Below are 18,302 nucleotides of genomic sequence, written 5' to 3'. Positions count from 1 at the left end.
GGATCACTCATGCTGCCACTCCCGTCGCTGGAGTGCCTGCCTGCGAGAGCAGGCCCATGTAGGTGCGCGGATCGGTACGCCCGACATTCGCGCGCGGCAAATGCGGGTAAAATTGCAGATCGAGGCGCGGCACACGCTGTTCGAGGCGGGCCAGCGCGATCATCTTGATCGCATCGAAGCTGATTGCCCCCATCTCCAGCGCGCGGGCCACTGCCCATTCCACCAGGGACTGCTCGAAGCGTTCGCATAGCCGCAGCACCTGGATGAACTCGCGCCGTCCCTCTTTGCCGCTGCGCGCCTCCATCAGTCGTCGGATGCGATGCATCGGTTCAGCCAGCACCCAGCCATCGAGCGGCGCTGCCTGATCAAGCGCGCGGGGTTTCTGTTCTAACAGCGCCAGATAGTGCAGCGGGTTGGCAATGAAGTCCTCCCGCTCATAGCTGCGCGGATGCACTGCGATCAGCTCCCCGCCACAGATGATCGCAACCCGATCGACATAGCCTTTGATTACGACCTCCTGGTGGGCATAGGCCGTCGGCACCGAATAATCATTGGTACGATAGCGCACCAGCGACATCGACGAGGCCCGCCCCGTCACCATATGGCAGGGATCGAACGGCACCGCCGGTAGCGGCATAAAGGCCGCCAGATCAGCCACCAGCCTGTCACCGATGCTGCGCTCATGCCCGCGCAAGATGGCCTGTCGTCGCTCCATGCATTGTTCGACAAAGCGCGCGTTCAGCGCATCAAAGCTGGGCGCCTCTGGCCTCGGCACCATGAAGTGGCGCCGGGAATAACCGACCAGCCCCTCGACCTTGCCCTTGTCGTTACCCTTGCCGGGGCGCCCGAATTTGTCTTCGAACAGGTAATGGCTCTGGAGGGTCGAGAACATCCGGCTGCGCTCGCGCTTCCCGTCGCCCAGGATCTGCGCCACTGCCAGCTTGGTGTTGTCATACAGGATCGACTGCGGGATGCCGCCGAAGAAGGCAAAGGCCGCCACGTGCCCTTCGCAAAATGCCTCAGCCACCTCGGCAGGATAGGCTTTAACGAACGGCGCATCGCTGTGCGGCAGGTCCATGCAGAAATAGTGGAACCGCACCAACTTGCCGTCGATGATCCCGTCCGCCTCACCAAAATCCACCTGCGCATGCCCCGGCTTGTGGCTCAATGGTATGAACACCTCGCGGCTGCGCAACTTGGCGCCCGCCACATAGTCGCGAACAATGGTGATGCCGCCGGTGAAGCCATGTTCATCGCGCAGACGCTCGAAAATACGCGCGGCAGTGTGTCGCTGTTTGATGTGAACCTTGCGGTCATCCACCAGGATTTGGTCAATGATGTCGGTAAATCCGGACAGCTTGCGGCTGTAGGTTTGCCCGCTCCGGCCGTGCGCTGCTGGCTCTGGAAAGCACAGCATCTTGTCGACGGTCTTGCGATTGATCCCAAAATACCGGGCGGCAGCGCGACGGCTCATCCCGTCAATCAGCACGGCGCGGCGGACCTTCTGATAAAGCTCCACTCTCTTCATCCTCCACCTCCGCCCAAAAACGGAGGTCTAGCAGGACTGGCCCCTTTTTAATCCGGTGAGACTGGCCGATCCGTGGCCCCTTTTATTCCCGGTGTTCTCAGATCATTGATGCTGGCGAAACGTCGGCGCATCAGGCCCTCGGCATCGAATTCCCAATTCTCGTTGCCAAAGGAGCGGAACCAGTTGCCGGAATCGTCGTGCCATTCGTAGGCAAAGCGCACGGCGATGCGATTGCCGGCGAATGCCCAGATCTCCTTGATCAGGCGGTAATCGAGCTCGCGTTGCCACTTGCGGGTGAGGAATGCCTCAATCTCCGCGCGGCCGTTGACGAATTCACTGCGGTTTCGCCAGCGGCTATCCGGCGAATAGGCGAGCGCGATGCGGGCCGGCTGGCGCGTGTTCCATGCATCCTCAGCGGCGCGAACCTTGGCGCGTGCCGTTTCCGCAGTGAAGACGAAGTCATCGGTATCGGGCATATTGATTCTCCGAACGGGGGCCGGTGCAGGACCGGCCCCACCGGGTTTGCGATTACTTGTGATGGTTGGCCCGGATCGCGCCGACGACCGTACCAGTGTCGGCGACATGGTTCGCAATCATTCGGAAATTGGCCAAAGCTGCGGCGTAGCCGTCCATGCCGGGAAGCTGGGCGGCGGCTGTCGCATCGGACACGACCATGACCTCGAAGCCCTGCTCGAGAAGCTCACGCATGTGCGCTTCGGTGCACAGGTTCGCCGACATTCCGGCGATGATTACCTTGGAAATGCCGCGCTTGCGCAGTTGGAGAACCAGATCGTTGGTTTCAGGACCGAATACCTTGTGCGGGCTGGTCACGACGGTCTGGCCGTCGTTGATGTAGTGCTTGTACTGGGCGAGCCAGTCTGCGCCGGAGCCTTCGAAGCCTTCGGTCGTCAGCTGTCCCTTGCGATCGAACATACCGATATGGTGCATGAGCGCTTCGAGCGCCCCTTCGAAACGCCAGCCATGATCGGTCGGGTAATAGTAGTGTGGCGAGATGAAGACCGGCATGCCGGAGGATTTGGCGGCCGCGAACAACTGGTCGATGTGACCGATGGTGCCATTGGCTTCGACATTCTTGCCGACAACGCCCCAGGCGACGCCATTGGGGCTGAGGAAGTCGTTCTGCGGATCGGTGACAAGCAGGGCCGTCTGGCCCTGTACGATCTGGAAGCCGGGATCGGGCAGTCCATCGGCCTGGGCCGGCGCGAGGGGGGCGAGGCTGGCCAGTGCGGCCGCACCGATCAGCAGCGCCCGGCGGAACCGGGCGGCAGCGGAGATTTTCATCATGAACCCTTTCAAAGCTTGGAATTGGCGGGGAGAGTGTTAAAAGGTTTACCGATCGGTACTCCATTAGGTGTACTGATCGGTAAACCCTGTCAACCCCTTTCCCTGCAATCGGGGGTAGGACCGATACAAGGCATTGAATTGATGATTATAATCATCGCGCGGGATAGCATTCGGCCGACCCGGAGACTCCGTTGATGCGGCAAACCAAACGCGACGAGCTTGTCGAGAAGGCAACAGCGATCTTCTATCGCAATGGTTTTCAGGCGACCGGCATGGACAGGCTGGTTACGGAAACCGGCATCTCGAAGACGTCGATCTACAAGCACTTCAAGACCAAGGATGACCTGATCGTTGCGGCGCTGAAATCGCGCGACGCATTCCTGCGTGGATGGCTCTTCGGCCGCATGGCACAGCTCGCTTCGACGCCACGCGATCAATTGATCGCCATGTTCGACGCCCTGCACGAATGGTTCAATGAGCCTGATTTCCATGGCTGCATGTTCGCCAAGGCCAGTTCGGAGTATCAGGATCCCGAGCACCCCATCAACCGGGAGGCTACGGATCATGTCAGCCGCGTATCTGCTCAACTCGCCGAGATTGCCGAAGAGGCAGGCTTGAAGCAGCCGACCGAGCTGGCCCGGCAATTGGCGCTGCTAAAGGAAGGGGCGGTCGTCCTTGCGACGATGGGCCGAGGCGGCACGCCGGCGCTCGATGCAAAGGCCGTGGCGATCAAGCTCGTCGATGAGGCCACTCCAGACAAATGAGGGCAGGCGCCGCGATCAAATAATCGCCCCCCTGTAACCAAAAGCCCAGATCCTTCGAATTGAGTTGAGTGAGCGCACAGAGCCTCACTTCAGCTTCGAAAGGAACCATCATGAAATCCACGACCGGTCTCGCTGCTGCCGCCGCGACACTCGCCGCTGCTGCCTTGCTGGCCGCTTCGCCCGCCTCGGCCGCCGGCGAGAACGCTGGCGCCAAGGAAAAGTGCTACGGCGTCGCACTCAAGGGCCAGAATGACTGCGCGGCCGGCCCGGGCACGAGCTGCGCTGGCACCTCGAAGGTCGACTACCAGGGCAATGCCTGGAAGCTGGTGGCCGCCGGCACCTGCGTCTCGCAGGGCGGAACGCTCGAGGCCCACGCGGGCAACGCCCGGCCGGTCCCGCGCCGTAGCTGACGCATGCGAAAGGCCCTCGCCATGACCAGACATCCCATCCCGCTGCCGGGTTTTGCCGCAGCGCTTGCCGGTGCCGCGATGCTCGCGGCCTGCGGTTCGGGCGGCAAGTCCGCTCAGGAGCCCCGTGTCGAGGCCAATGCCAAGGGCACCGAAGTCGCGACCAAGGAGAAGTGCTTCGGCGTGGCGCTGAAGGGCAACAACGACTGCAAGGCCGGCCCCGGCACAACGTGTGCAGGCACTTCGACCGTCGACTATCAGGGCAACGCCTGGAAGTACGTCGACGTCGGAAGTTGCGAGACGATGGGTGGTTCGCTGGTCGAGCGTGCCGGAAACACCCCTCCCGCCGCCCAGAAGGGCTGAAGCCCTCGGGTCGCATGGATGCTGGCTGACATGAAACTCCCGCCAAATCTGCCCCCCTTGCCGGGAATTGGACTGAAGCCGCAGCACTACACCCAAGTGCTTCAGCCCATGTCAGCCAGCATTTCTTCACCAGCCCCAAAACCGCCGATAGCCCCTGCCTGGCTTGAAGTTCACCCGCAGAACTACTTTGGCGCCGGCGGACCACCTCATCGCTGGCTGTCCGCCATCGCGGAGAGCTTTCCCTTGAGCTTCCACTCTGTCGGCCTGTCGCTGGGCAGCTCGGGCGGGGTCGATGCGGAAGAACTCGAACAGCTTGCGGCGCTTTGCCAGCGCTACGAGCCGGCCTCGGTATCCGACCATCTCAGCTGGAGCGGTAGCGCCAACAATCGCTATCCCGATCTCTTGCCGGTGCCCTATACCGACGAAGCCTTGGGACATTTCGTCACGCAGATCGGCCGCGTGCAGGACCGGCTGAAGCGCCGCATCCTGATCGAGAACCCCTCGCGCTACCTGGCGTTTGCTCGCGACGATATGAGCGAAGCGCAGTTTCTTCACCTGCTTTGCGCGTCCACGGGTTGCGGCATTCTCCTCGACATCAACAACATCGAAGTTTCCGCCACCAATCTCGGCCTCGATGCGCAAGCAATGATCGATTCCATCGATCCAGGCCTGGTCGACGAGATCCATCTGGCTGGCCATGCGAGGGAGGAACACGCGGACGGCGTCCTCCTGATCGACGACCACGGTTCGGCCGTCTCCGAGATTACCTGGACGCTCTTTGCCCGCTTCATCTCGCGCGCTGGCCGCAAGCCGGTGCTGATTGAGTGGGACACCAATGTTCCCGATTACGGCGTGCTGTTGGCGGAAGCGGCAAAGGCGGAGGCCATTATGCGCGTACAGGCGAGTTTCTCGCCAGTGAATGCTCTCTCATCGGACGCGGCCCATGCTTGCGCTTGAGCACGTCCAGGCGGCCATGATGCAGGCCCTCGATCATGGCCCCGAGTTCCTGCCGGATCGCCTTTTCGCAGGGACGCGCGCACGGATTCTGGCCGGCATGAAAGTCCATGCCAATACGATCTCGCACGCGCGGCTGGTCGCGCTCGAGGATACCTTTCCGCGTACGCTCGCCCTGATTGGGCATGCCCGATTCAACGAACACTCCCGGTTGTATCTCGAACAGCCGGGAGTGACGGCCAGTACCCTGGCGGGCATCGGCGAGGCATTTCCAGGCTATCTTGCCGGGTGCGGCGAGCCTCGCGCGGCAGTCGACCTGGCCCGGTTCGAATGGCTCTGGCTGGAAGCCTATCATGCTGCCGACGCGGTGGCGCTACGCCTTGCCGATCTCGCCGGATTCGATGAGGGCGCGCTGCTCGATGTGGCTCTCGCAGGCCATCATTCGGCTTTCATCGAGACTTTCGATCGCAGCGTCCATGAGGCAATTGGCTTTGAGGTGCCTGATCTTGCCGATGCGCCGGCGATCCTGATCGTCAGGCCCGAGGCCGACGTACTGGTGTCACCGGCGTCCACGGCCATGCACGCAATCTTCGCAGAACTCGAAGATTCTCAGACTGTCGGTAACCTTCTGGGCCGCTTCAGCGAACCTGACTGTAAGGATCGAATGTCGTCCGACGACTTCATGGCAGCGCTGATAGCGCTGCTCGAAGCGGGCGCCCTGATCCGGACAGTACAGCAACAGGTGGCGTGAATGGACCGGATACTGAATTTCTATGACCGAATGGTCGCATTGGTCAGCAACTGCAGACTGCAAAACCTGACCCTCCTGTTTACCCGCATCGTGCTCGCGGGCGTGTTCTGGCGGTCGGGGCGCACCAAGGTCGATGAGGGAAGCTGGTTCTCGATCAGCGACAACACTTACTTCCTGTTCCAGGAGGAATACAAAGGCGTGCCGCTGCCGAGCGATTTCGCCGCCGTCATGGCCACGGTCTCGGAGCATATGTTCCCGATCCTGCTGGTGCTCGGTTTGTTCACGCGCCTTTCAGCGTTGGCCCTGCTGGGCATGACCATGGTCATCCAGATATTCGTCTATCCGGAGGCCTGGTGGCAGGTGCATTCCTTGTGGGTAGCGATGGCGCTGGTGCTGATCGTGCGCGGTGCGGGCAGCATCAGCCTTGACGCTGCGCTGGCACGCGGGCGGACTGCATGAAGGCCGACGAGCCCTCGCTGGCCCGTCTGATGGCGATGGCACAGGCAGGCGACAAGCAAGCCTATGCCACTCTCCTCAATGAATGCCAGCGCTGGCTCCGTTCCTATTTCGGGCGTCGGGTCGCCCCCGGACAGTTGGACGATCTCGTCCAGGAAACATTGCTGGCGCTTCATCAAAAGCTGGCGACTTGGGATTCGGCGCGCGCGTTCCTGCCCTGGCTGGCGGCGATCGCCCGCTACCGCTGGGTCGATCATCTACGCAGGATCTATCGCGCCGATGAAGCAGAGCTTGCCGACGAACTGGCAGGGGCGGACGAAGAGCCCGCCATCGCCGCCCGGATCAGCCTCGAGAGGCTGTTCGCCCAATTGCCCGACGCCCAAGTCAGGGCGATCGAGCTGGTCAAGATCGAAGGGCTTTCCGTGTCCGAGGCTTCAAAAGCCTGCGGACAGAGCGAGAGCCTGATAAAGGTCAACATTCACCGCGGGCTGAAAAAGCTAACCGCGATGATCGAGAAAGCGTGAAACCGATGTCCCGTGATACCCCAAACTCCACCGGCGCCCTGATCGCCCAGTTGGTCGATGGCCTTGAGCCGGTACGGCCGCTGCGCTTCTCGAGCGGGATGGGGTTCGCACTTGCCGGACTTGGCGTGACCCTGGCCACGGTGACCCTGATGTTCGGTGTCCGCCCAGACGTGCTCGCCGGGCGGTTCGATCCTGTGTTCCTGCTGGCGACGGGGCTGTTCCTCCTGCTTGGGCTGGCATCCGCCGTCACGGTCATTGTCATGAGCCGGCCGCACGTCGGCAGCGATCATGGCGGCTGGGTATGGGCAGCCGCCATGACGGCGCTTTTGCCTGCCGCTGCCGCAATAATCGGCCTTGGGCGAGGTGCGGACGCAATTTCGGCGACTGCCGTGGAGCACGGCCTTGACTGCCTGACGATGGGGAGCGGGCTCGCGCTCATGACGTTCGCGGTGCTTGTCTGGTGGCTTCGTCGAGGCGCACCGACCTCACCCGAACGCGCCGGTCTCCTTACCGGCGTGGCTGCCGGCAGCTTCGGCATCTTCGCCTTCTCGTTCCACTGCATCTACAGCGACATCGTCCATATCGGGCTGTGGCACAGCGCAGTCGTGGTGGTGAGCGCGGTGATTGGCCGGTTTGCGGTGCCGCCGATCATTCGCTGGTAAGGTACGCAAGCCGGAAAGGCTCACTCAGCGGCCAGCGCTTCCAGGAAATCACGAATTCGACGCGCGTTCACGCCAAGATCACCGATACCGACACGGCTGACCGAACGCATGTCGACGCGTGAACGGCGCCCGTCTGCGGTCGGCACAATCCTGATGGCCACATCGTCCTGAAACCGGATGTACGAGACGCTGGCGGTGGCTTCGACATGACCGCGCGCTGGATCGCTTGCCACAATCTGCCAGCCAGCTTGCTTTGCGAGACGGATAGCGTCCGCAGTCGCTTCCGCCACGGGCTTCGACAGTGTGATCGGAGCCAAGTCACCATAGGCTTCGGAGTGGATCTTGCGCCAGTTTTCCATCGTGCCGACGCCTGCGAGATTATCGGACCTCAACGGCAGGGCCTCAAACTGCGGGGGATTTGAAAGATCGGTCGTAATATCATGGATGGCTGGCGCATCGCCGGCGACGAGCGGCCGAGTGGCGAGAAAGCCTACGTAGGCGAAGGAAATTGCAACCCCGGCGATGCCACGCGGCCGCGAAGGATCGCTGCCTTTGCGACCAGCGACAAGGCCCGCAATGCCAAGGATCAAGGCAAGCGCCGAGATTAGTCCGCCACCCAGTAGCGCGGAAAACCCGGCCAGCTTGGCGATCACATCATAGCGGGCCAGTGTCAGGCCAATCGCGGCCACCGCCAGCGAGAAAAGGGCGAGGCGGAGCGACCAGAGGGCAAGGCGCGTTGCCCAGACCGCCCAATTGGAAAGATTGGGATCCCGTTGTGCCATGAACGAGAAGTCAGCAGGAATGCGAGACGGGGTCAATCTCGGACGAATTCTTGCGGAAGGCGTGTAAGGTTCGGTCGGCTCGCGCGACAAGCCCGGATGGACATCGAACAACTGGCCCGAACATGAAGAGACGTATCATCCTGGCAGGCGGCGGGCATGCACACCTGGCGGTACTTGCCGACTGGGCCGCACGACCATTGGACAACACCGAACGATGGCTTGTCACGTCATCTCGTCATACGGCCTATTCCGGGATGCTCCCAGGCTGGCTGGCCGGAATATACCGGGCAAACGAGCTGCTCATCGACCTCAAGCCTCTGGCCGAAAGGGCCGGAGCCAGGCTGGTCATTGCGGATGCGGTCAGGCTCGATGTCGCCGCCAGGACGCTGAGCTTGTCGTCGGGCGATGAGATCGGGTTCGATTTTCTGTCCCTTGCAACCGGAGGCGAGACGGACATCTCGAACCTGGCAACGCTTGGGGACAGGCTCTTGCCGGTGCGACCGGTCGGCACATTCATGGAAAGGTGGTCGACCTTTATGGAGCGGACGGTGCTCACCAACACGGTCGGCATTGCTGTCGCCGGCGGCGGCGCAGCGGGCGTGGAACTCGCGTTGGGTGCGGAAACGGCGATCCGCCGCTTTTTCAGGAATGCCCGGGTATCGCTCGTAACCCCGAGGGAAGGTTTCCTGTCCGGCCATGCTCCGCGGGTTCGCACACGCGCTCTCGAAGAACTGGCGAAGCGAAGAATCGACGTGCACTTCGCTCAGGCCGCGGGCACGGAAGGCGGCCTATTGCTCTCCAACGGTCATTTTCTCCCTGCCGATTGCGTAATCGCGGCGACGGGCAGCCGGGCACCACGTTGGCTGGCGCGGTCGGGTCTTGCCCGCAACGAGGACGGCTTCGTCGCGGTCGGCGCGGATATGCGCAGCACATCCCACGACTTCGTCTTCGCCGCCGGAGACATCATCGACCGTATCGACCGCAATCTCGAACGATCCGGGGTTCATGCCGTGAAGGCAGGCCCGGTCCTTGCCGCTAATCTTCGCGCGGCGATCGAAGGAACCGAACTCCGCCAATATCAACCACGAAGCCGAACTCTGTACTTGCTGGCTTTGGGCGACAAGCGAGCAATTCTTTCGTGGGGTCGCATAGTCGCCATCGGCAATTGGGCCTGGCGCATCAAGGATTGGATCGACCGCAGCTTTGTCGGCCGTTACACCGATCTCGCCAGACACGGATGATGAGGGGATACATGGCAGGATTACTGAACCACATGCTGTCCCGGCCCGTCGTTACGGGAGCCATCAAGGTGTCCTTGTTTGTCGGAACCTGCCTTAACGCCATCAACCAAGGCTCCGCCCTCTGGCACGGTGCCGGGGTTGAGTGGGGCAAGGTGCTGCTCAACTACACCGTCCCCTATCTCGTCGCGAGCTACAGCGCCGCCAAGGCACGCAAGGCATTGGAGCGCTGAATGGACCAGATCGCCAGGCCAGGGACCGAGTTCGCTAATGCCGATCCGGCATTCCTGACCCGTGTTCGCGAAGACATGCTCCGGTTTGCCCGTCTGCAACTCGGCAGTGACGATGAAGCGGAAGACGCGGTGCAGGAAGCACTGGCGGGTGCGCTCAAGAACGCGACCAACTTCCGAGGTGAAGCGGCGCTCAAGACCTGGATCATCGCAATCCTGAAGAACAAGGTCGCCGACATCCTGCGCCAACGCCAACGCCGACCGATGGTCGCAAGTCAGATGCCGGAGGCGGACCAGGAAGGCGCTCTGCCAGCGGTATTCGACCGGAAGGGCATGTGGCGGGATGCAGCCCGGCCAGCGCGTTGGGAAGATCCGGAAGCAGATATGCACTCCAGCCAGTTTCTTGCGGTCTTCGATGCCTGTCTGAACCGGCTGCCGCCCCAACAAGGCCGCGTTTTCATGATGCGCGAGGTTGTCGAGCTGGAGACGCAGGAAATCTGCTCCGAGCTTGGCCTGTCGGTCTCCAATGTCCACGTCATCCTTCATCGCGCACGCCTTGCCTTGCGCGCCTGTCTGCAACTTCATTGGTTCCATGAGGGAGCCTGACCATGATGAACTGCCACGATGCCACGTTCCTGCTGTCCCAGAGCCGGGAGCGCACCCTGTCGTTTTCGGAGCGGATGAAACTGCGCCTGCACGTCGGCATGTGCCGCGGATGCGCAAATTTCGAACGGCAGCTGCCGCGTCTCGGTGACGCCGCCAAGGCCTACGCGTCCTCTCCTGAACAGAAGGATGTGTAAGAACGCGGGGTCTTCCACCGACCAACGGCCAACAGCAATTCCAACCAGGAGCAATCTGTTGAAACGCATTGCCGTTGCCTGCCTGCTTGTGATTGGCCTTGCCGCATGGTTCCTGCTCGACCTTGGGCAGTATCTGACGCTCGATGCGCTCAGGGCGCAACAGGCGGCAATCGAACATTTCTACCGCGCCAACCCGCTGCTCGTTCTGCTGGCATTCTTTGTTATCTACGTGGTCCTGACCGCGCTCTCGGTTCCGGGTGCCGTAATCATGACTCTGGCGGCAGGCGCGGTGTTTGGAGTGACGACGGGCACGCTTGTCGTCTCCTTCGCTTCGTCCATTGGCGCAACGCTCGCATTCCTCGCATCGCGTTACCTGTTCCATGATGCGGTTCAGACCCGCTTTGGCGCACGCCTTCGCTCGGTGAACGAAGGCGTGGCCCGCGACGGCGCCTTCTACCTGTTCTCGCTGCGGCTCGTTCCCGTCTTCCCGTTCTTTGCGGTCAATCTTGTGATGGGCCTGACCCCGATCAGGACCTGGACCTACTATTGGGTGAGCCAGGTCGGCATGCTCCTGGGCACGGTTGTCTACGTCAACGCGGGCACCCAATTGGCGCGGATCGAGGCGCTGTCCGATATCGCCTCGCCCGGACTGCTGGCCTCGTTCGCCGCGCTGGGCGCGCTGCCGTGGATCGGCAAGTGGATCATGGCGGCGACAAAGCGGCGGCGCGTCTATGCGCGCTGGCGGCGTCCCCGGCGCTTCGATCGCAATCTGGTGGTGATCGGCGCGGGCGCGGCGGGGCTCGTCTCCTCGCTGATCGGGGCGACCGTTCGGGCTAAGGTCACGCTGGTCGAAGCCTCGAAGATGGGCGGTGATTGCCTCAACTACGGCTGTGTCCCATCGAAGGCGCTGATCAAGTCCGCGCGCATCGCCGAACAGATGCGTCGTGCCGACCGCTACGGTCTGGAAAGTTCAGAACCGAGCTTCAGTTTCAAGGCGGTCATGGGCCGGGTGCACGACATCATCGCCGCCGTCGAGCCCCACGACAGCGTCGAGCGCTACACCGGCCTCGGCGTCGATGTCGTCAAGGGCTATGCCCGGATCGTGGACCCCTGGACGGTCGAGATCGCGCGCGAGGACGGAACGACGCAGCGGCTCACCACCCGGTCAATCGTGATCGCCGCAGGTGCCGAACCGCTGGTCCCTGACCTGCCGGGGCTGGCGGAATCGGGCTACGTGACGAGCGATACGCTGTGGGAGCATTTCGCAACGCTCGACGAAATGCCTCGGCGCATCGTCGTACTCGGCGGCGGCCCGATCGGCTCGGAACTGAGCCAGGCCTTTGCCCGGCTTGGCGCGGAAGTCACGCAAGTGGAGCGCGGAGAGAGGTTGCTTCCGCGCGAGGATGAGGATGTATCCGAACTCGCCCGTGCGGCGCAGGAAGCATCAGGCGTCACCGTGTTGACCGGGCATGAGGCCATTCGCGTCGAAAACGGCGTTGAGCGAAAACTGGTCCTTTCCAATGGCAGCCACGAACACACTCTGGGCTTCGATGCCCTGATCGTGGCGGTCGGGCGCAAGGCTCGCCTTTCAGGTTACGGCCTCGAAGAGCTCGGCATCGAGACGCAGCGCACTGTCGTAACGGACGAATACCTGGCGACCCTTTATCCCAACATTTACGCTGCGGGCGACGTGGCCGGACCCTACCAGTTCACCCATACGGCGGCGCACCAGGCCTGGTTCGCCAGCGTCAACGCGCTGTTTGGGCAATTCTGGCGGTTCAAGGCCGATTATCGGGTCATCCCTTGGACCACCTTCATCGACCCCGAAGTGGCGCGCGTCGGCCTCAACGAACAGGAAGCGCGCGAGCAGGGCGTGGCCCACGAAGTCACCACGTTTCCACTGCACGAGCTCGATCGCGCCATTGCCGACAGCGCCACGAAAGGCTTTGTCAAGGTTCTCACCCCTCCGGGCAAGGATCGCATCCGTGGCGCAACCATCGTCGGCGAGCACGCCGGCGAGCTGCTCGCCGAATATGTGCTGGCCATGAAGCACGGCCTTGGCCTGAACAAGATCATGGGAACCATCCACACCTATCCGACCATGGCCGAGGCCAACAAGTACGCTGCTGGAGAGTGGAAGAAGAAACATGCTCCGGAGGCATTGCTCCGGTTCGTGGAACGCTATCACGCTTGGCGGCGGGGATGACCGGATTTTCTGCGAATGACTGTAACCAGCGCGGCACCAGGCGCGAACAAGGGCCTATGGGCCGATTTGCGCTACTTTGCCTTACCGCGTTTCTTCTGATCCTGGGGCCGCTGCCGGGTCCAGCGGCCGTCCATGCCAGCGATCATCTCCCGGCCACGAGCTGCATCGATTGTTGCGACAATCAATCAGGCGACTGCGAGACAGGCCTCGCGGCCTGCGAACGAATCTGTGCGGCGGCGATCATCTCGGTTCCGCCAGCCGTGGCCAGTCAACTCGGCGGCGAATTGCGGGGCTACCAGCTTCCCCGCTTTCTTGCACACTTCTCTGGAAAGCCGGTTCCGCCCCCTCCCCGTGAGCAGGCGCCTCGACCTCAATCACAACCGAATTCTGGAGAATTGACATGAAGTACATCACCAAGATCCTGGCAGCCTCGGCACTGCTGACACCGGGCGTCGCCTTCGCGGCGAGCCCGTCGTCCTTTGCCGAAGCGTGCTGCGCGTTAGCCGCTTGCTGCGGACTGCCGTGCTGCTGACGGCTTGACCGGGGCTGGCGGGTGGAAACGCCCGTCAGCCCCTTGGCCGCATCCAACTCACTTCCAAACGAGAGTGCGATCATGACGCGTCTGATCCAGAAGATTCTTCTTATCCTGGCCATGCTGGCATCCGTGCCGGCTTTTGCCAGCCCGACCTGGTCCAACTATTCAGCCGCATCGTTCGCGCGCGCTCAGGCGCAGGGCAAGACCATCGTGGTCGACATTCACGCGACCTGGTGTCCAACCTGCCGGGCGCAGGCCCCGATCCTGGATGCGTTGCGCAGCGAGCCCCGGCTCAGGAATGCGGTCTTCGTGAAGGTTGATTTCGACAAGGAAAAGACATTCCTGCGCGAACACCGCATTCCCCGCCAGTCCACCATCCTTGTCTTCAGGGGACGGCAGGAGACTGCGCGTTCGATCGCTGAAACGCGGCCCGAACAGTTGCGCGCGGCCGTGCTCGGCGGCGTCTGATCCTCGCGGTCGGGTTTGATCCGAAATGACCGAAGAACTCCTGCTCGCGTTCGTGGCGGGCGTCGTGACCATCCTCAACCCCTGCGTGCTGCCACTAATCCCGATCCTCGTGACCTCTGCTTTCGGTAGCGCCCGTCTTGGCCCGGTTGCGCTGGCTGCCGGACTAGCCGCTTCGTTCGCCAGTTTCGGCTTTGTGATCGTGGCCTTCGGGTTCCAGTTGGGGATTGATGAGCAGTCAGTCAGGATTGCCGCGGGCGCTCTCCTGATCCTGGCAGGTGTGGTACTGCTGGTGCCGGCGGCTCAGGCTGCAATCAGTGCCGCAGCAAGCCCGCTGACCAACCGCGCAAACCTTGCCCTTTCCAGGGTCGATGGGACCAGTGCTCGCGGTCAATTCCTGATAGGCGTCTTGCTCGGCCTGGTCTGGGCTCCCTGTGTTGGGCCTACGCTTGGCGCTGCAATTGCTGCCGCTAGCCAAGGTGACGATCTGCTGTCCGCTTTCGTGACGTTTTGCGCCTTTGGTCTCGGCGTCGCGACTTCAATCCTCGCATTCGCTTACGGATCGCGCAGGGCGCTCGGAAAGAAGGCCGGGTCGCTGCAGGCCATTGCCCGTTTTGCAAAACCTGCCTTCGGGATAGCCCTGCTGGTGGTAGGCCTTCTCGTTGTGACCGGTTTCGACCGTGACCTCGAGAGCATGGCCTTGTCAGGCATGCCGGATTGGCTGGTTGAATTGACGACGCGCTACTGAGCCGCACATTTGTCGGAAGGAGATGAGATCAGATGGGTATCCAGGCCAAATTCACCGCCGGTGATCTCTTTCCGTCTTTCACCTGGCCGTCGGCGGCTGGCGGACAGGTCACGCCCGCTGAAACCGAAGGCTGGCGTCTGATCGTCATCTACCGGGGCAAGCATTGCCCATTGTGCAAGCAGTACCTGGCTACGCTTGAAGGTCTGAAGGACGATTTCCTGGCTGCGGGGATCTCGGTCTGGGCGCTGTCGGCGGACCCGGTCGAGCGAGCCCAGGAAGACGCCATGGCGCATAGCTGGACATTTCCGCTGCTCGCAGGTCTTGGCGAGGAACAGATGCGCCAGCTCGGACTCTACATGTCCTCACCGCGCTCGCCCAATGAGACCGACCGCAATTTTGCCGAGCCGGCCATCTTCGTGATCAATCCCCAAGGCAGGGTCCAGATCGTCGATCTGTCGAACGCACCTTTTGTCCGGCCGGACCTGAAGGCGCTGCTGGGCGGTCTGCGCTACATCATGGCAAACGACTATCCAGTGCGCGGCACGGCGGATTGACGATGTTCCGATCCATCCTCTAGCACGCGGCGAGTTCCCCCATGTCCAATCCTGCCGTCACCCTGGAATCGACCCTCACCTGCCCGCATTGCGGCCAGCAGGCGAACGAACTCATGCCGACCGACGCCTGCTGGTTCTTCTATCGCTGCGTGGGCTGTGGCGAGACGCTGCGACCGCTCGAAGGAGATTGCTGCGTCTTTTGCTCTTACGGGACGGTGCCGTGTCCACCTCGGCAGCACGACAAAGTCTGTTGCGAGGAGTGATCTCGTACCCTCTCATACCGGAGCCAGACGTTCCGCGCTGGATACCGTGTCGCTCCAGTTCAGTTCCCGGTGGTCGAACCCATTCTCGAGCGTCGGCTTCACGATCCGGAAATAGGGCGAGACATCGAAGTCGCGCGGCGTGAACAGGCTGTGATGCCGGATATGCAGGATATCGCGGATACACCCTCGGCAATCGGGATCATCGATCAGCTCCCGGGTGATTTCGGGCAGTATGGGGTAGCGGATCGACTGGAAGGCCTTGGCAACCAGCGTCGAGCAGATTGCCTTGGTCGGCTCCCCGCTGCCCAGCGCGATCATCCGTCGTCGCCAGCCAGAGGGTACTGGCGGCGTGGGGCAGAGATATCGGGCAAGATCGATGACATTGGCGAGGTCGTATTCGTCACCGACATGGGCCAGCGCGAAATCGACAACGGCGCGGATATCCCCTTCGTCGAGACCGACCGGCCTGCATATGCGGGTGTGCAATCCCGCGAACTCGGACAGCGGAACGATCCGGACGCCCTCGATGGCGTCCGCCTCGACGAAGCGGGACGCATGGTTGGCTTCTTCACCCGCGCTATCGATGCAAAGCGCCGCATGGGACCATGTCGACTGCGTGAGGTACTTTATTGCCGTGCTGATCCGCTGCTTTCCGTCAACCAGGAGAACGTCTCCCGGTCTGATTACGCGCGCCAGAATTTCAGGGTCAGTGGGGACGTTGGCGTAGGGGGCACGCGATGGGCCTGTCAGGTATCCGGCCAGGAGCCGCCCGAGGGAAACCAGCAGGCTCACCGCTTAACCCGGCACGGAGAGCAGGCGGGAACGGGCCATGTCGCGCAGGACGCCTGCTTCGAGTTGGGCCTCCTCAAGCAAGGCCGCGACGAGATCGCCCAGCGACACCACGCCCGCGATACCCCCGGAGGCGGAACAGACCACGATATGGCGGCAGCGTTCCCGGGTCATCAAACGCATGACCGAGGCCGCATCGTCCTGGCAGGCGCAGAACAGCGCCGGTTTGCGCATGAACAGCAGAACGGGGAGTTTGAGGGCATTCCCGCCGCGCGCGGCAGTGGCGGCGACAATTTCGGTTTGCGAGACGATCCCGAGTATCTCCCGCGCCCCGCTGTCGTGCACGACCACTGAGCCGATGGCCTTGCGGTGCATCACATCGACCGCAGAATCGAGCGGTTCGGTCTCCCTCACGCTTTCGACGTGCTGTCCCTTGCGGTTTACTATTGCGGCGATTTTCATGAGCGACACTCCGAGGATCGCCCCCCATTATTAATTCGGATCAGGCCGGTCGCCGGTTACATTCCCCGTGCATTTCCATGCCTTCTCCGATCAAAGGCCGCGGCGGAGGAGGTCCGTGACCGCTGCCTCGTTCGTCGGCGTTCCCCGTGCCATTTCCCGGCTGCCCTTGAAGACCACGAGAGTGCCGAAGCCGTTCAGTCGGAACCGCCGCCAGATCGCATTCGGCGTTTTCTCGCCAATCCGGAGCACCAGGACGTCCCGGAACGGTGCTTGTGTGCGCAGGCGATCGAGGATCGGAGCCTGTATCCGGCAAGGCAGGCACCAGGAAGCATAGGATTCGACGATGATGGTCCTGCCCCGGGCTTGCGCCGCGACGAAGGCCGCGTCGGTAAATTCGATCGGCGCGGAGGCCGTGGCTGCACTCGGCAAAAGCACTGCAAGCAGCACAGCCGCGAGGCAAGCTGACGCGCGGGCCATCATTTGACCAGTTCGCCTTGCGGATAGAAGGCGCGATAGGCGAAGGCGAAATCGACGCTGAAGGCTACGTCGGCACCCTCCCGTGTCACTCGGACGTTGCCGATGTCCCTTCCGCGCGAAATCAGGGCGCGATCCAACGCCGAGTTCTGACCTTCGCGCCATTCGAGGCGCAGGCCGTCCATGGTCTCCACTGGCGAATTCTTGCGTAGCCAGGCGAGCGACCAGGCGCGCGTGCCAACGCGCACGACCCGGGCCATCGGATCAATGCCGCGCGGCATCCTCCCCTGGAAGAGAAAGGGCGAAGGCGCCGAGTCATAGCCTTCGTATGGGGTTCGCCCGTAAGCACTTCGCCCCCATGATGGCGGCACCAGCACGCGGCCATCGGGAAACTCCTCGCGAAAGCGCTGCCAGGACTCGATGCGGGCGGGAACCGCAGCCAACGTCTTGCCGACTTGGCGGCCGACAATGGCCTCGCCGGTAAACTGCTGCCAGAGAGATTCCGTCTGGTGATCGTACATCACGAGATCGGAATGGCGCAGGCGGCCTGACGTCCCGAAGCTCAGCACCACACCTTCGACCCGCCGGTCAAAGACCATTGATGTGTTGCACAAGGGGCAGAAGGTTACGGCGACGGGTACGCCACACTGGTCGTGATGAACGATCTCGTGCCAGATGAGGATTCGATAAGGGAAGGCATAGGCACCGCAGGTTCCAGACAGGAAGATGACCGGCTCGTCGCTGCCGAGTTCGGTTGCTTCAGACACCGGCAGGAATTGCGGATCGAGGATTGCCGGGATGCCGTCGCGCGGAACACCGCCGGACTGAAGCTCGCGCAGATTGATCGCGCTTTTCGCGGTTTCCAGTTTGGGGAATTCCCTTTGGAGCGATCGAGCGGTTTCCGCACTCGCGTTCGCAGGCAGGGCCAGCAAAGCTGCGACACCAAACAGGTTAAGGCGATTGGCCAGTTTCACGCGATTACCTCCCAGAGGGTAATTCGGACCGGGCAGGCAAACGGTTACAACCGGGCCAGTGATCGGAA

The 18,302-nt window shown here is 62.3% G+C and carries 26 protein-coding genes; 18 read left to right on the top strand and 8 right to left on the bottom strand.

The window, feature by feature from the left end; all coding sequences use genetic code 11:
* Nucleotides 1-7: 7 nt before the first annotated feature.
* The 3 genes from istA to CMV14_RS22610 are packed head-to-tail and all read right to left on the bottom strand — an operon-like array spanning nucleotide 8 to nucleotide 2,833.
* A complete protein-coding gene (istA, locus tag CMV14_RS22620; protein WP_096367681.1) occupies nucleotides 8-1,528 on the bottom strand; it encodes an IS21 family transposase in 1,521 nt (506 codons plus the stop codon).
* Nucleotides 1,529-1,575: 47 nt separating this feature from the next.
* Nucleotides 1,576-2,004, bottom strand: a complete 429-nt coding sequence (locus CMV14_RS22615) for a nuclear transport factor 2 family protein (RefSeq protein WP_096367814.1) — start codon at nucleotides 2,002-2,004, stop codon at nucleotides 1,576-1,578.
* Between the two features lie 52 nt (nucleotides 2,005-2,056).
* Nucleotides 2,057-2,833 carry a cysteine hydrolase family protein gene (locus CMV14_RS22610; RefSeq protein ID WP_066966787.1) on the bottom strand — a complete coding sequence of 259 codons (777 nt, stop codon included), beginning with the start codon at nucleotides 2,831-2,833 and terminating at the stop codon, nucleotides 2,057-2,059.
* Between the two features lie 194 nt (nucleotides 2,834-3,027).
* Here CMV14_RS22610 and CMV14_RS22605 point away from each other — a divergent pair, with 194 nt between their 5' ends.
* The 8 genes from CMV14_RS22605 to CMV14_RS22570 all read left to right on the top strand — a co-directional run bounded on the left by CMV14_RS22605 (nucleotide 3,028) and on the right by CMV14_RS22570 (nucleotide 7,714).
* Nucleotides 3,028-3,597, top strand: coding sequence for a TetR/AcrR family transcriptional regulator (locus tag CMV14_RS22605; RefSeq protein ID WP_066966783.1), 570 nt, complete (start codon nucleotides 3,028-3,030; stop codon nucleotides 3,595-3,597).
* Between the two features lie 110 nt (nucleotides 3,598-3,707).
* Nucleotides 3,708-4,007 (top strand): BufA1 family periplasmic bufferin-type metallophore, encoded by a 300-nt coding sequence (bufA1, locus tag CMV14_RS22600; protein WP_066966780.1) that lies wholly within the window; start codon nucleotides 3,708-3,710, stop codon nucleotides 4,005-4,007.
* A gap of 21 nt (nucleotides 4,008-4,028) precedes the next feature.
* The gene (gene bufA1, locus CMV14_RS22595; protein WP_066966777.1) at nucleotides 4,029-4,367 is read left to right on the top strand and encodes a BufA1 family periplasmic bufferin-type metallophore; all 339 of its coding nucleotides are present in this window, start codon (nucleotides 4,029-4,031) and stop codon (nucleotides 4,365-4,367) included.
* 30 nt (nucleotides 4,368-4,397) lie between these two features.
* A complete protein-coding gene (gene bufB / locus CMV14_RS22590) occupies nucleotides 4,398-5,324 on the top strand; it encodes an MNIO family bufferin maturase (protein WP_083216005.1) in 927 nt (308 codons plus the stop codon).
* Complete coding sequence (locus CMV14_RS22585; RefSeq protein ID WP_066966771.1) at nucleotides 5,311-6,072, top strand: HvfC/BufC family peptide modification chaperone; 762 nt, start codon at nucleotides 5,311-5,313, stop codon at nucleotides 6,070-6,072. Before bufB ends, CMV14_RS22585 begins: the two co-directional genes overlap by 14 nt.
* Nucleotides 6,073-6,531 (top strand): DoxX family protein, encoded by a 459-nt coding sequence (locus tag CMV14_RS22580; protein ID WP_066966768.1) that lies wholly within the window; start codon nucleotides 6,073-6,075, stop codon nucleotides 6,529-6,531.
* Entirely contained in the window at nucleotides 6,528-7,052 is a 525-nt protein-coding gene (locus tag CMV14_RS22575) for a sigma-70 family RNA polymerase sigma factor (protein WP_066966764.1), read from the top strand. Before CMV14_RS22580 ends, CMV14_RS22575 begins: the two co-directional genes overlap by 4 nt.
* A 5-nt stretch (nucleotides 7,053-7,057) precedes the next feature.
* Nucleotides 7,058-7,714 carry an NrsF family protein gene (locus CMV14_RS22570; protein WP_066966761.1) on the top strand — a complete coding sequence of 219 codons (657 nt, stop codon included), beginning with the start codon at nucleotides 7,058-7,060 and terminating at the stop codon, nucleotides 7,712-7,714.
* 20 nt (nucleotides 7,715-7,734) lie between these two features.
* On the opposite strand, the gene CMV14_RS22565 is transcribed toward CMV14_RS22570, so the two are convergent.
* Entirely contained in the window at nucleotides 7,735-8,607 is an 873-nt protein-coding gene (locus CMV14_RS22565; protein WP_139114749.1) for a DUF1499 domain-containing protein, read from the bottom strand.
* An 11-nt stretch (nucleotides 8,608-8,618) separates the two neighbouring features.
* Here CMV14_RS22565 and CMV14_RS22560 point away from each other — a divergent pair, with 11 nt between their 5' ends.
* The 10 genes from CMV14_RS22560 (at nucleotide 8,619) to CMV14_RS22515 (ending at nucleotide 15,535) form a co-directional block, all read left to right on the top strand.
* On the top strand, nucleotides 8,619-9,737 hold the full coding sequence (locus CMV14_RS22560) for a slr1591 family oxidoreductase (RefSeq protein ID WP_066966756.1): 1,119 nt from the start codon (nucleotides 8,619-8,621) through the stop codon (nucleotides 9,735-9,737).
* 11 nt (nucleotides 9,738-9,748) lie between these two features.
* A complete protein-coding gene (gene nrtS / locus CMV14_RS22555) occupies nucleotides 9,749-9,967 on the top strand; it encodes a nitrate/nitrite transporter NrtS (protein WP_066966825.1) in 219 nt (72 codons plus the stop codon).
* On the top strand, nucleotides 9,968-10,570 hold the full coding sequence (locus CMV14_RS22550; RefSeq protein WP_066966753.1) for a sigma-70 family RNA polymerase sigma factor: 603 nt from the start codon (nucleotides 9,968-9,970) through the stop codon (nucleotides 10,568-10,570). It begins immediately after the preceding gene.
* 2 nt (nucleotides 10,571-10,572) lie between these two features.
* Nucleotides 10,573-10,764, top strand: a complete 192-nt coding sequence (locus tag CMV14_RS22545; protein WP_096367813.1) for an anti-sigma factor family protein — start codon at nucleotides 10,573-10,575, stop codon at nucleotides 10,762-10,764.
* A gap of 58 nt (nucleotides 10,765-10,822) precedes the next feature.
* Nucleotides 10,823-12,970 (top strand): dihydrolipoyl dehydrogenase family protein, encoded by a 2,148-nt coding sequence (locus CMV14_RS22540; protein WP_066966745.1) that lies wholly within the window; start codon nucleotides 10,823-10,825, stop codon nucleotides 12,968-12,970.
* Nucleotides 12,971-13,370: 400 nt separating this feature from the next.
* On the top strand, nucleotides 13,371-13,502 hold the full coding sequence (locus CMV14_RS27420; RefSeq protein ID WP_255250185.1) for a hypothetical protein: 132 nt from the start codon (nucleotides 13,371-13,373) through the stop codon (nucleotides 13,500-13,502).
* Between the two features lie 81 nt (nucleotides 13,503-13,583).
* Entirely contained in the window at nucleotides 13,584-13,973 is a 390-nt protein-coding gene (locus tag CMV14_RS22530; protein WP_066966738.1) for a thioredoxin family protein, read from the top strand.
* 25 nt (nucleotides 13,974-13,998) lie between these two features.
* Nucleotides 13,999-14,718, top strand: coding sequence for a cytochrome c biogenesis CcdA family protein (locus CMV14_RS22525; RefSeq protein ID WP_066966735.1), 720 nt, complete (start codon nucleotides 13,999-14,001; stop codon nucleotides 14,716-14,718).
* 32 nt (nucleotides 14,719-14,750) lie between these two features.
* Nucleotides 14,751-15,272, top strand: a complete 522-nt coding sequence (locus tag CMV14_RS22520) for a peroxiredoxin-like family protein (RefSeq protein ID WP_066966732.1) — start codon at nucleotides 14,751-14,753, stop codon at nucleotides 15,270-15,272.
* Between the two features lie 41 nt (nucleotides 15,273-15,313).
* Entirely contained in the window at nucleotides 15,314-15,535 is a 222-nt protein-coding gene (locus CMV14_RS22515) for a GDCCVxC domain-containing (seleno)protein (protein WP_083216003.1), read from the top strand.
* A gap of 12 nt (nucleotides 15,536-15,547) precedes the next feature.
* Here the strand turns inward: CMV14_RS22515 and CMV14_RS22510 are convergent, their stop codons facing one another.
* The 4 genes from CMV14_RS22510 to CMV14_RS22495 all read right to left on the bottom strand — a co-directional run bounded on the left by CMV14_RS22510 (nucleotide 15,548) and on the right by CMV14_RS22495 (nucleotide 18,234).
* Nucleotides 15,548-16,327 carry a YiiX/YebB-like N1pC/P60 family cysteine hydrolase gene (locus tag CMV14_RS22510; protein WP_066966729.1) on the bottom strand — a complete coding sequence of 260 codons (780 nt, stop codon included), beginning with the start codon at nucleotides 16,325-16,327 and terminating at the stop codon, nucleotides 15,548-15,550.
* A 3-nt stretch (nucleotides 16,328-16,330) separates the two neighbouring features.
* Nucleotides 16,331-16,786 carry a CBS domain-containing protein gene (locus CMV14_RS22505; protein ID WP_066966726.1) on the bottom strand — a complete coding sequence of 152 codons (456 nt, stop codon included), beginning with the start codon at nucleotides 16,784-16,786 and terminating at the stop codon, nucleotides 16,331-16,333.
* A 90-nt stretch (nucleotides 16,787-16,876) separates the two neighbouring features.
* A complete protein-coding gene (locus CMV14_RS22500) occupies nucleotides 16,877-17,266 on the bottom strand; it encodes a thioredoxin family protein (RefSeq protein ID WP_066966723.1) in 390 nt (129 codons plus the stop codon).
* Nucleotides 17,263-18,234 (bottom strand): DUF3179 domain-containing protein, encoded by a 972-nt coding sequence (locus CMV14_RS22495; RefSeq protein ID WP_066966719.1) that lies wholly within the window; start codon nucleotides 18,232-18,234, stop codon nucleotides 17,263-17,265. The genes CMV14_RS22500 and CMV14_RS22495 overlap by 4 nt, the downstream gene beginning before the upstream one ends.
* Nucleotides 18,235-18,302: the final 68 nt, after the last annotated feature.

Source organism: Rhizorhabdus dicambivorans (assembly GCF_002355275.1).
In the GTDB taxonomy this organism is placed as follows: domain Bacteria; phylum Pseudomonadota; class Alphaproteobacteria; order Sphingomonadales; family Sphingomonadaceae; genus Rhizorhabdus; species Rhizorhabdus dicambivorans.
This window is presented reverse-complemented; position numbering and strand designations above follow the sequence as displayed.

Excerpts from the sequence above, each read along its gene's own strand:
- CMV14_RS22545 (WP_096367813.1), top strand. The coding sequence starts at position 10,573 with ATGATGAACTGCCACGATGCCACGTTCCTGCTGTCCCAGAGCCGGGAG.
- CMV14_RS22530 (WP_066966738.1), top strand. The coding sequence starts at position 13,584 with ATGACGCGTCTGATCCAGAAGATTCTTCTTATCCTGGCCATGCTGGCA.
- CMV14_RS22615 (WP_096367814.1), bottom strand. The coding sequence starts at position 2,004 with ATGCCCGATACCGATGACTTCGTCTTCACTGCGGAAACGGCACGCGCC.
- CMV14_RS22575 (WP_066966764.1), top strand. The coding sequence starts at position 6,528 with ATGAAGGCCGACGAGCCCTCGCTGGCCCGTCTGATGGCGATGGCACAG.
- CMV14_RS22560 (WP_066966756.1), top strand. The coding sequence starts at position 8,619 with ATGAAGAGACGTATCATCCTGGCAGGCGGCGGGCATGCACACCTGGCG.
- CMV14_RS22605 (WP_066966783.1), top strand. The coding sequence starts at position 3,028 with ATGCGGCAAACCAAACGCGACGAGCTTGTCGAGAAGGCAACAGCGATC.
- CMV14_RS22520 (WP_066966732.1), top strand. The coding sequence starts at position 14,751 with ATGGGTATCCAGGCCAAATTCACCGCCGGTGATCTCTTTCCGTCTTTC.
- CMV14_RS22515 (WP_083216003.1), top strand. The coding sequence starts at position 15,314 with ATGTCCAATCCTGCCGTCACCCTGGAATCGACCCTCACCTGCCCGCAT.
- CMV14_RS22505 (WP_066966726.1), bottom strand. The coding sequence starts at position 16,786 with ATGAAAATCGCCGCAATAGTAAACCGCAAGGGACAGCACGTCGAAAGC.
- CMV14_RS22500 (WP_066966723.1), bottom strand. The coding sequence starts at position 17,266 with ATGATGGCCCGCGCGTCAGCTTGCCTCGCGGCTGTGCTGCTTGCAGTG.
- CMV14_RS22570 (WP_066966761.1), top strand. The coding sequence starts at position 7,058 with ATGTCCCGTGATACCCCAAACTCCACCGGCGCCCTGATCGCCCAGTTG.
- CMV14_RS22580 (WP_066966768.1), top strand. The coding sequence starts at position 6,073 with ATGGACCGGATACTGAATTTCTATGACCGAATGGTCGCATTGGTCAGC.
- istA (WP_096367681.1), bottom strand. The coding sequence starts at position 1,528 with ATGAAGAGAGTGGAGCTTTATCAGAAGGTCCGCCGCGCCGTGCTGATT.
- CMV14_RS22525 (WP_066966735.1), top strand. The coding sequence starts at position 13,999 with ATGACCGAAGAACTCCTGCTCGCGTTCGTGGCGGGCGTCGTGACCATC.
- bufA1 (WP_066966777.1), top strand. The coding sequence starts at position 4,029 with ATGACCAGACATCCCATCCCGCTGCCGGGTTTTGCCGCAGCGCTTGCC.
- nrtS (WP_066966825.1), top strand. The coding sequence starts at position 9,749 with ATGGCAGGATTACTGAACCACATGCTGTCCCGGCCCGTCGTTACGGGA.
- bufB (WP_083216005.1), top strand. The coding sequence starts at position 4,398 with ATGAAACTCCCGCCAAATCTGCCCCCCTTGCCGGGAATTGGACTGAAG.
- CMV14_RS22550 (WP_066966753.1), top strand. The coding sequence starts at position 9,968 with ATGGACCAGATCGCCAGGCCAGGGACCGAGTTCGCTAATGCCGATCCG.
- CMV14_RS27420 (WP_255250185.1), top strand. The coding sequence starts at position 13,371 with ATGAAGTACATCACCAAGATCCTGGCAGCCTCGGCACTGCTGACACCG.
- CMV14_RS22585 (WP_066966771.1), top strand. The coding sequence starts at position 5,311 with ATGCTTGCGCTTGAGCACGTCCAGGCGGCCATGATGCAGGCCCTCGAT.
- bufA1 (WP_066966780.1), top strand. The coding sequence starts at position 3,708 with ATGAAATCCACGACCGGTCTCGCTGCTGCCGCCGCGACACTCGCCGCT.
- CMV14_RS22610 (WP_066966787.1), bottom strand. The coding sequence starts at position 2,833 with ATGATGAAAATCTCCGCTGCCGCCCGGTTCCGCCGGGCGCTGCTGATC.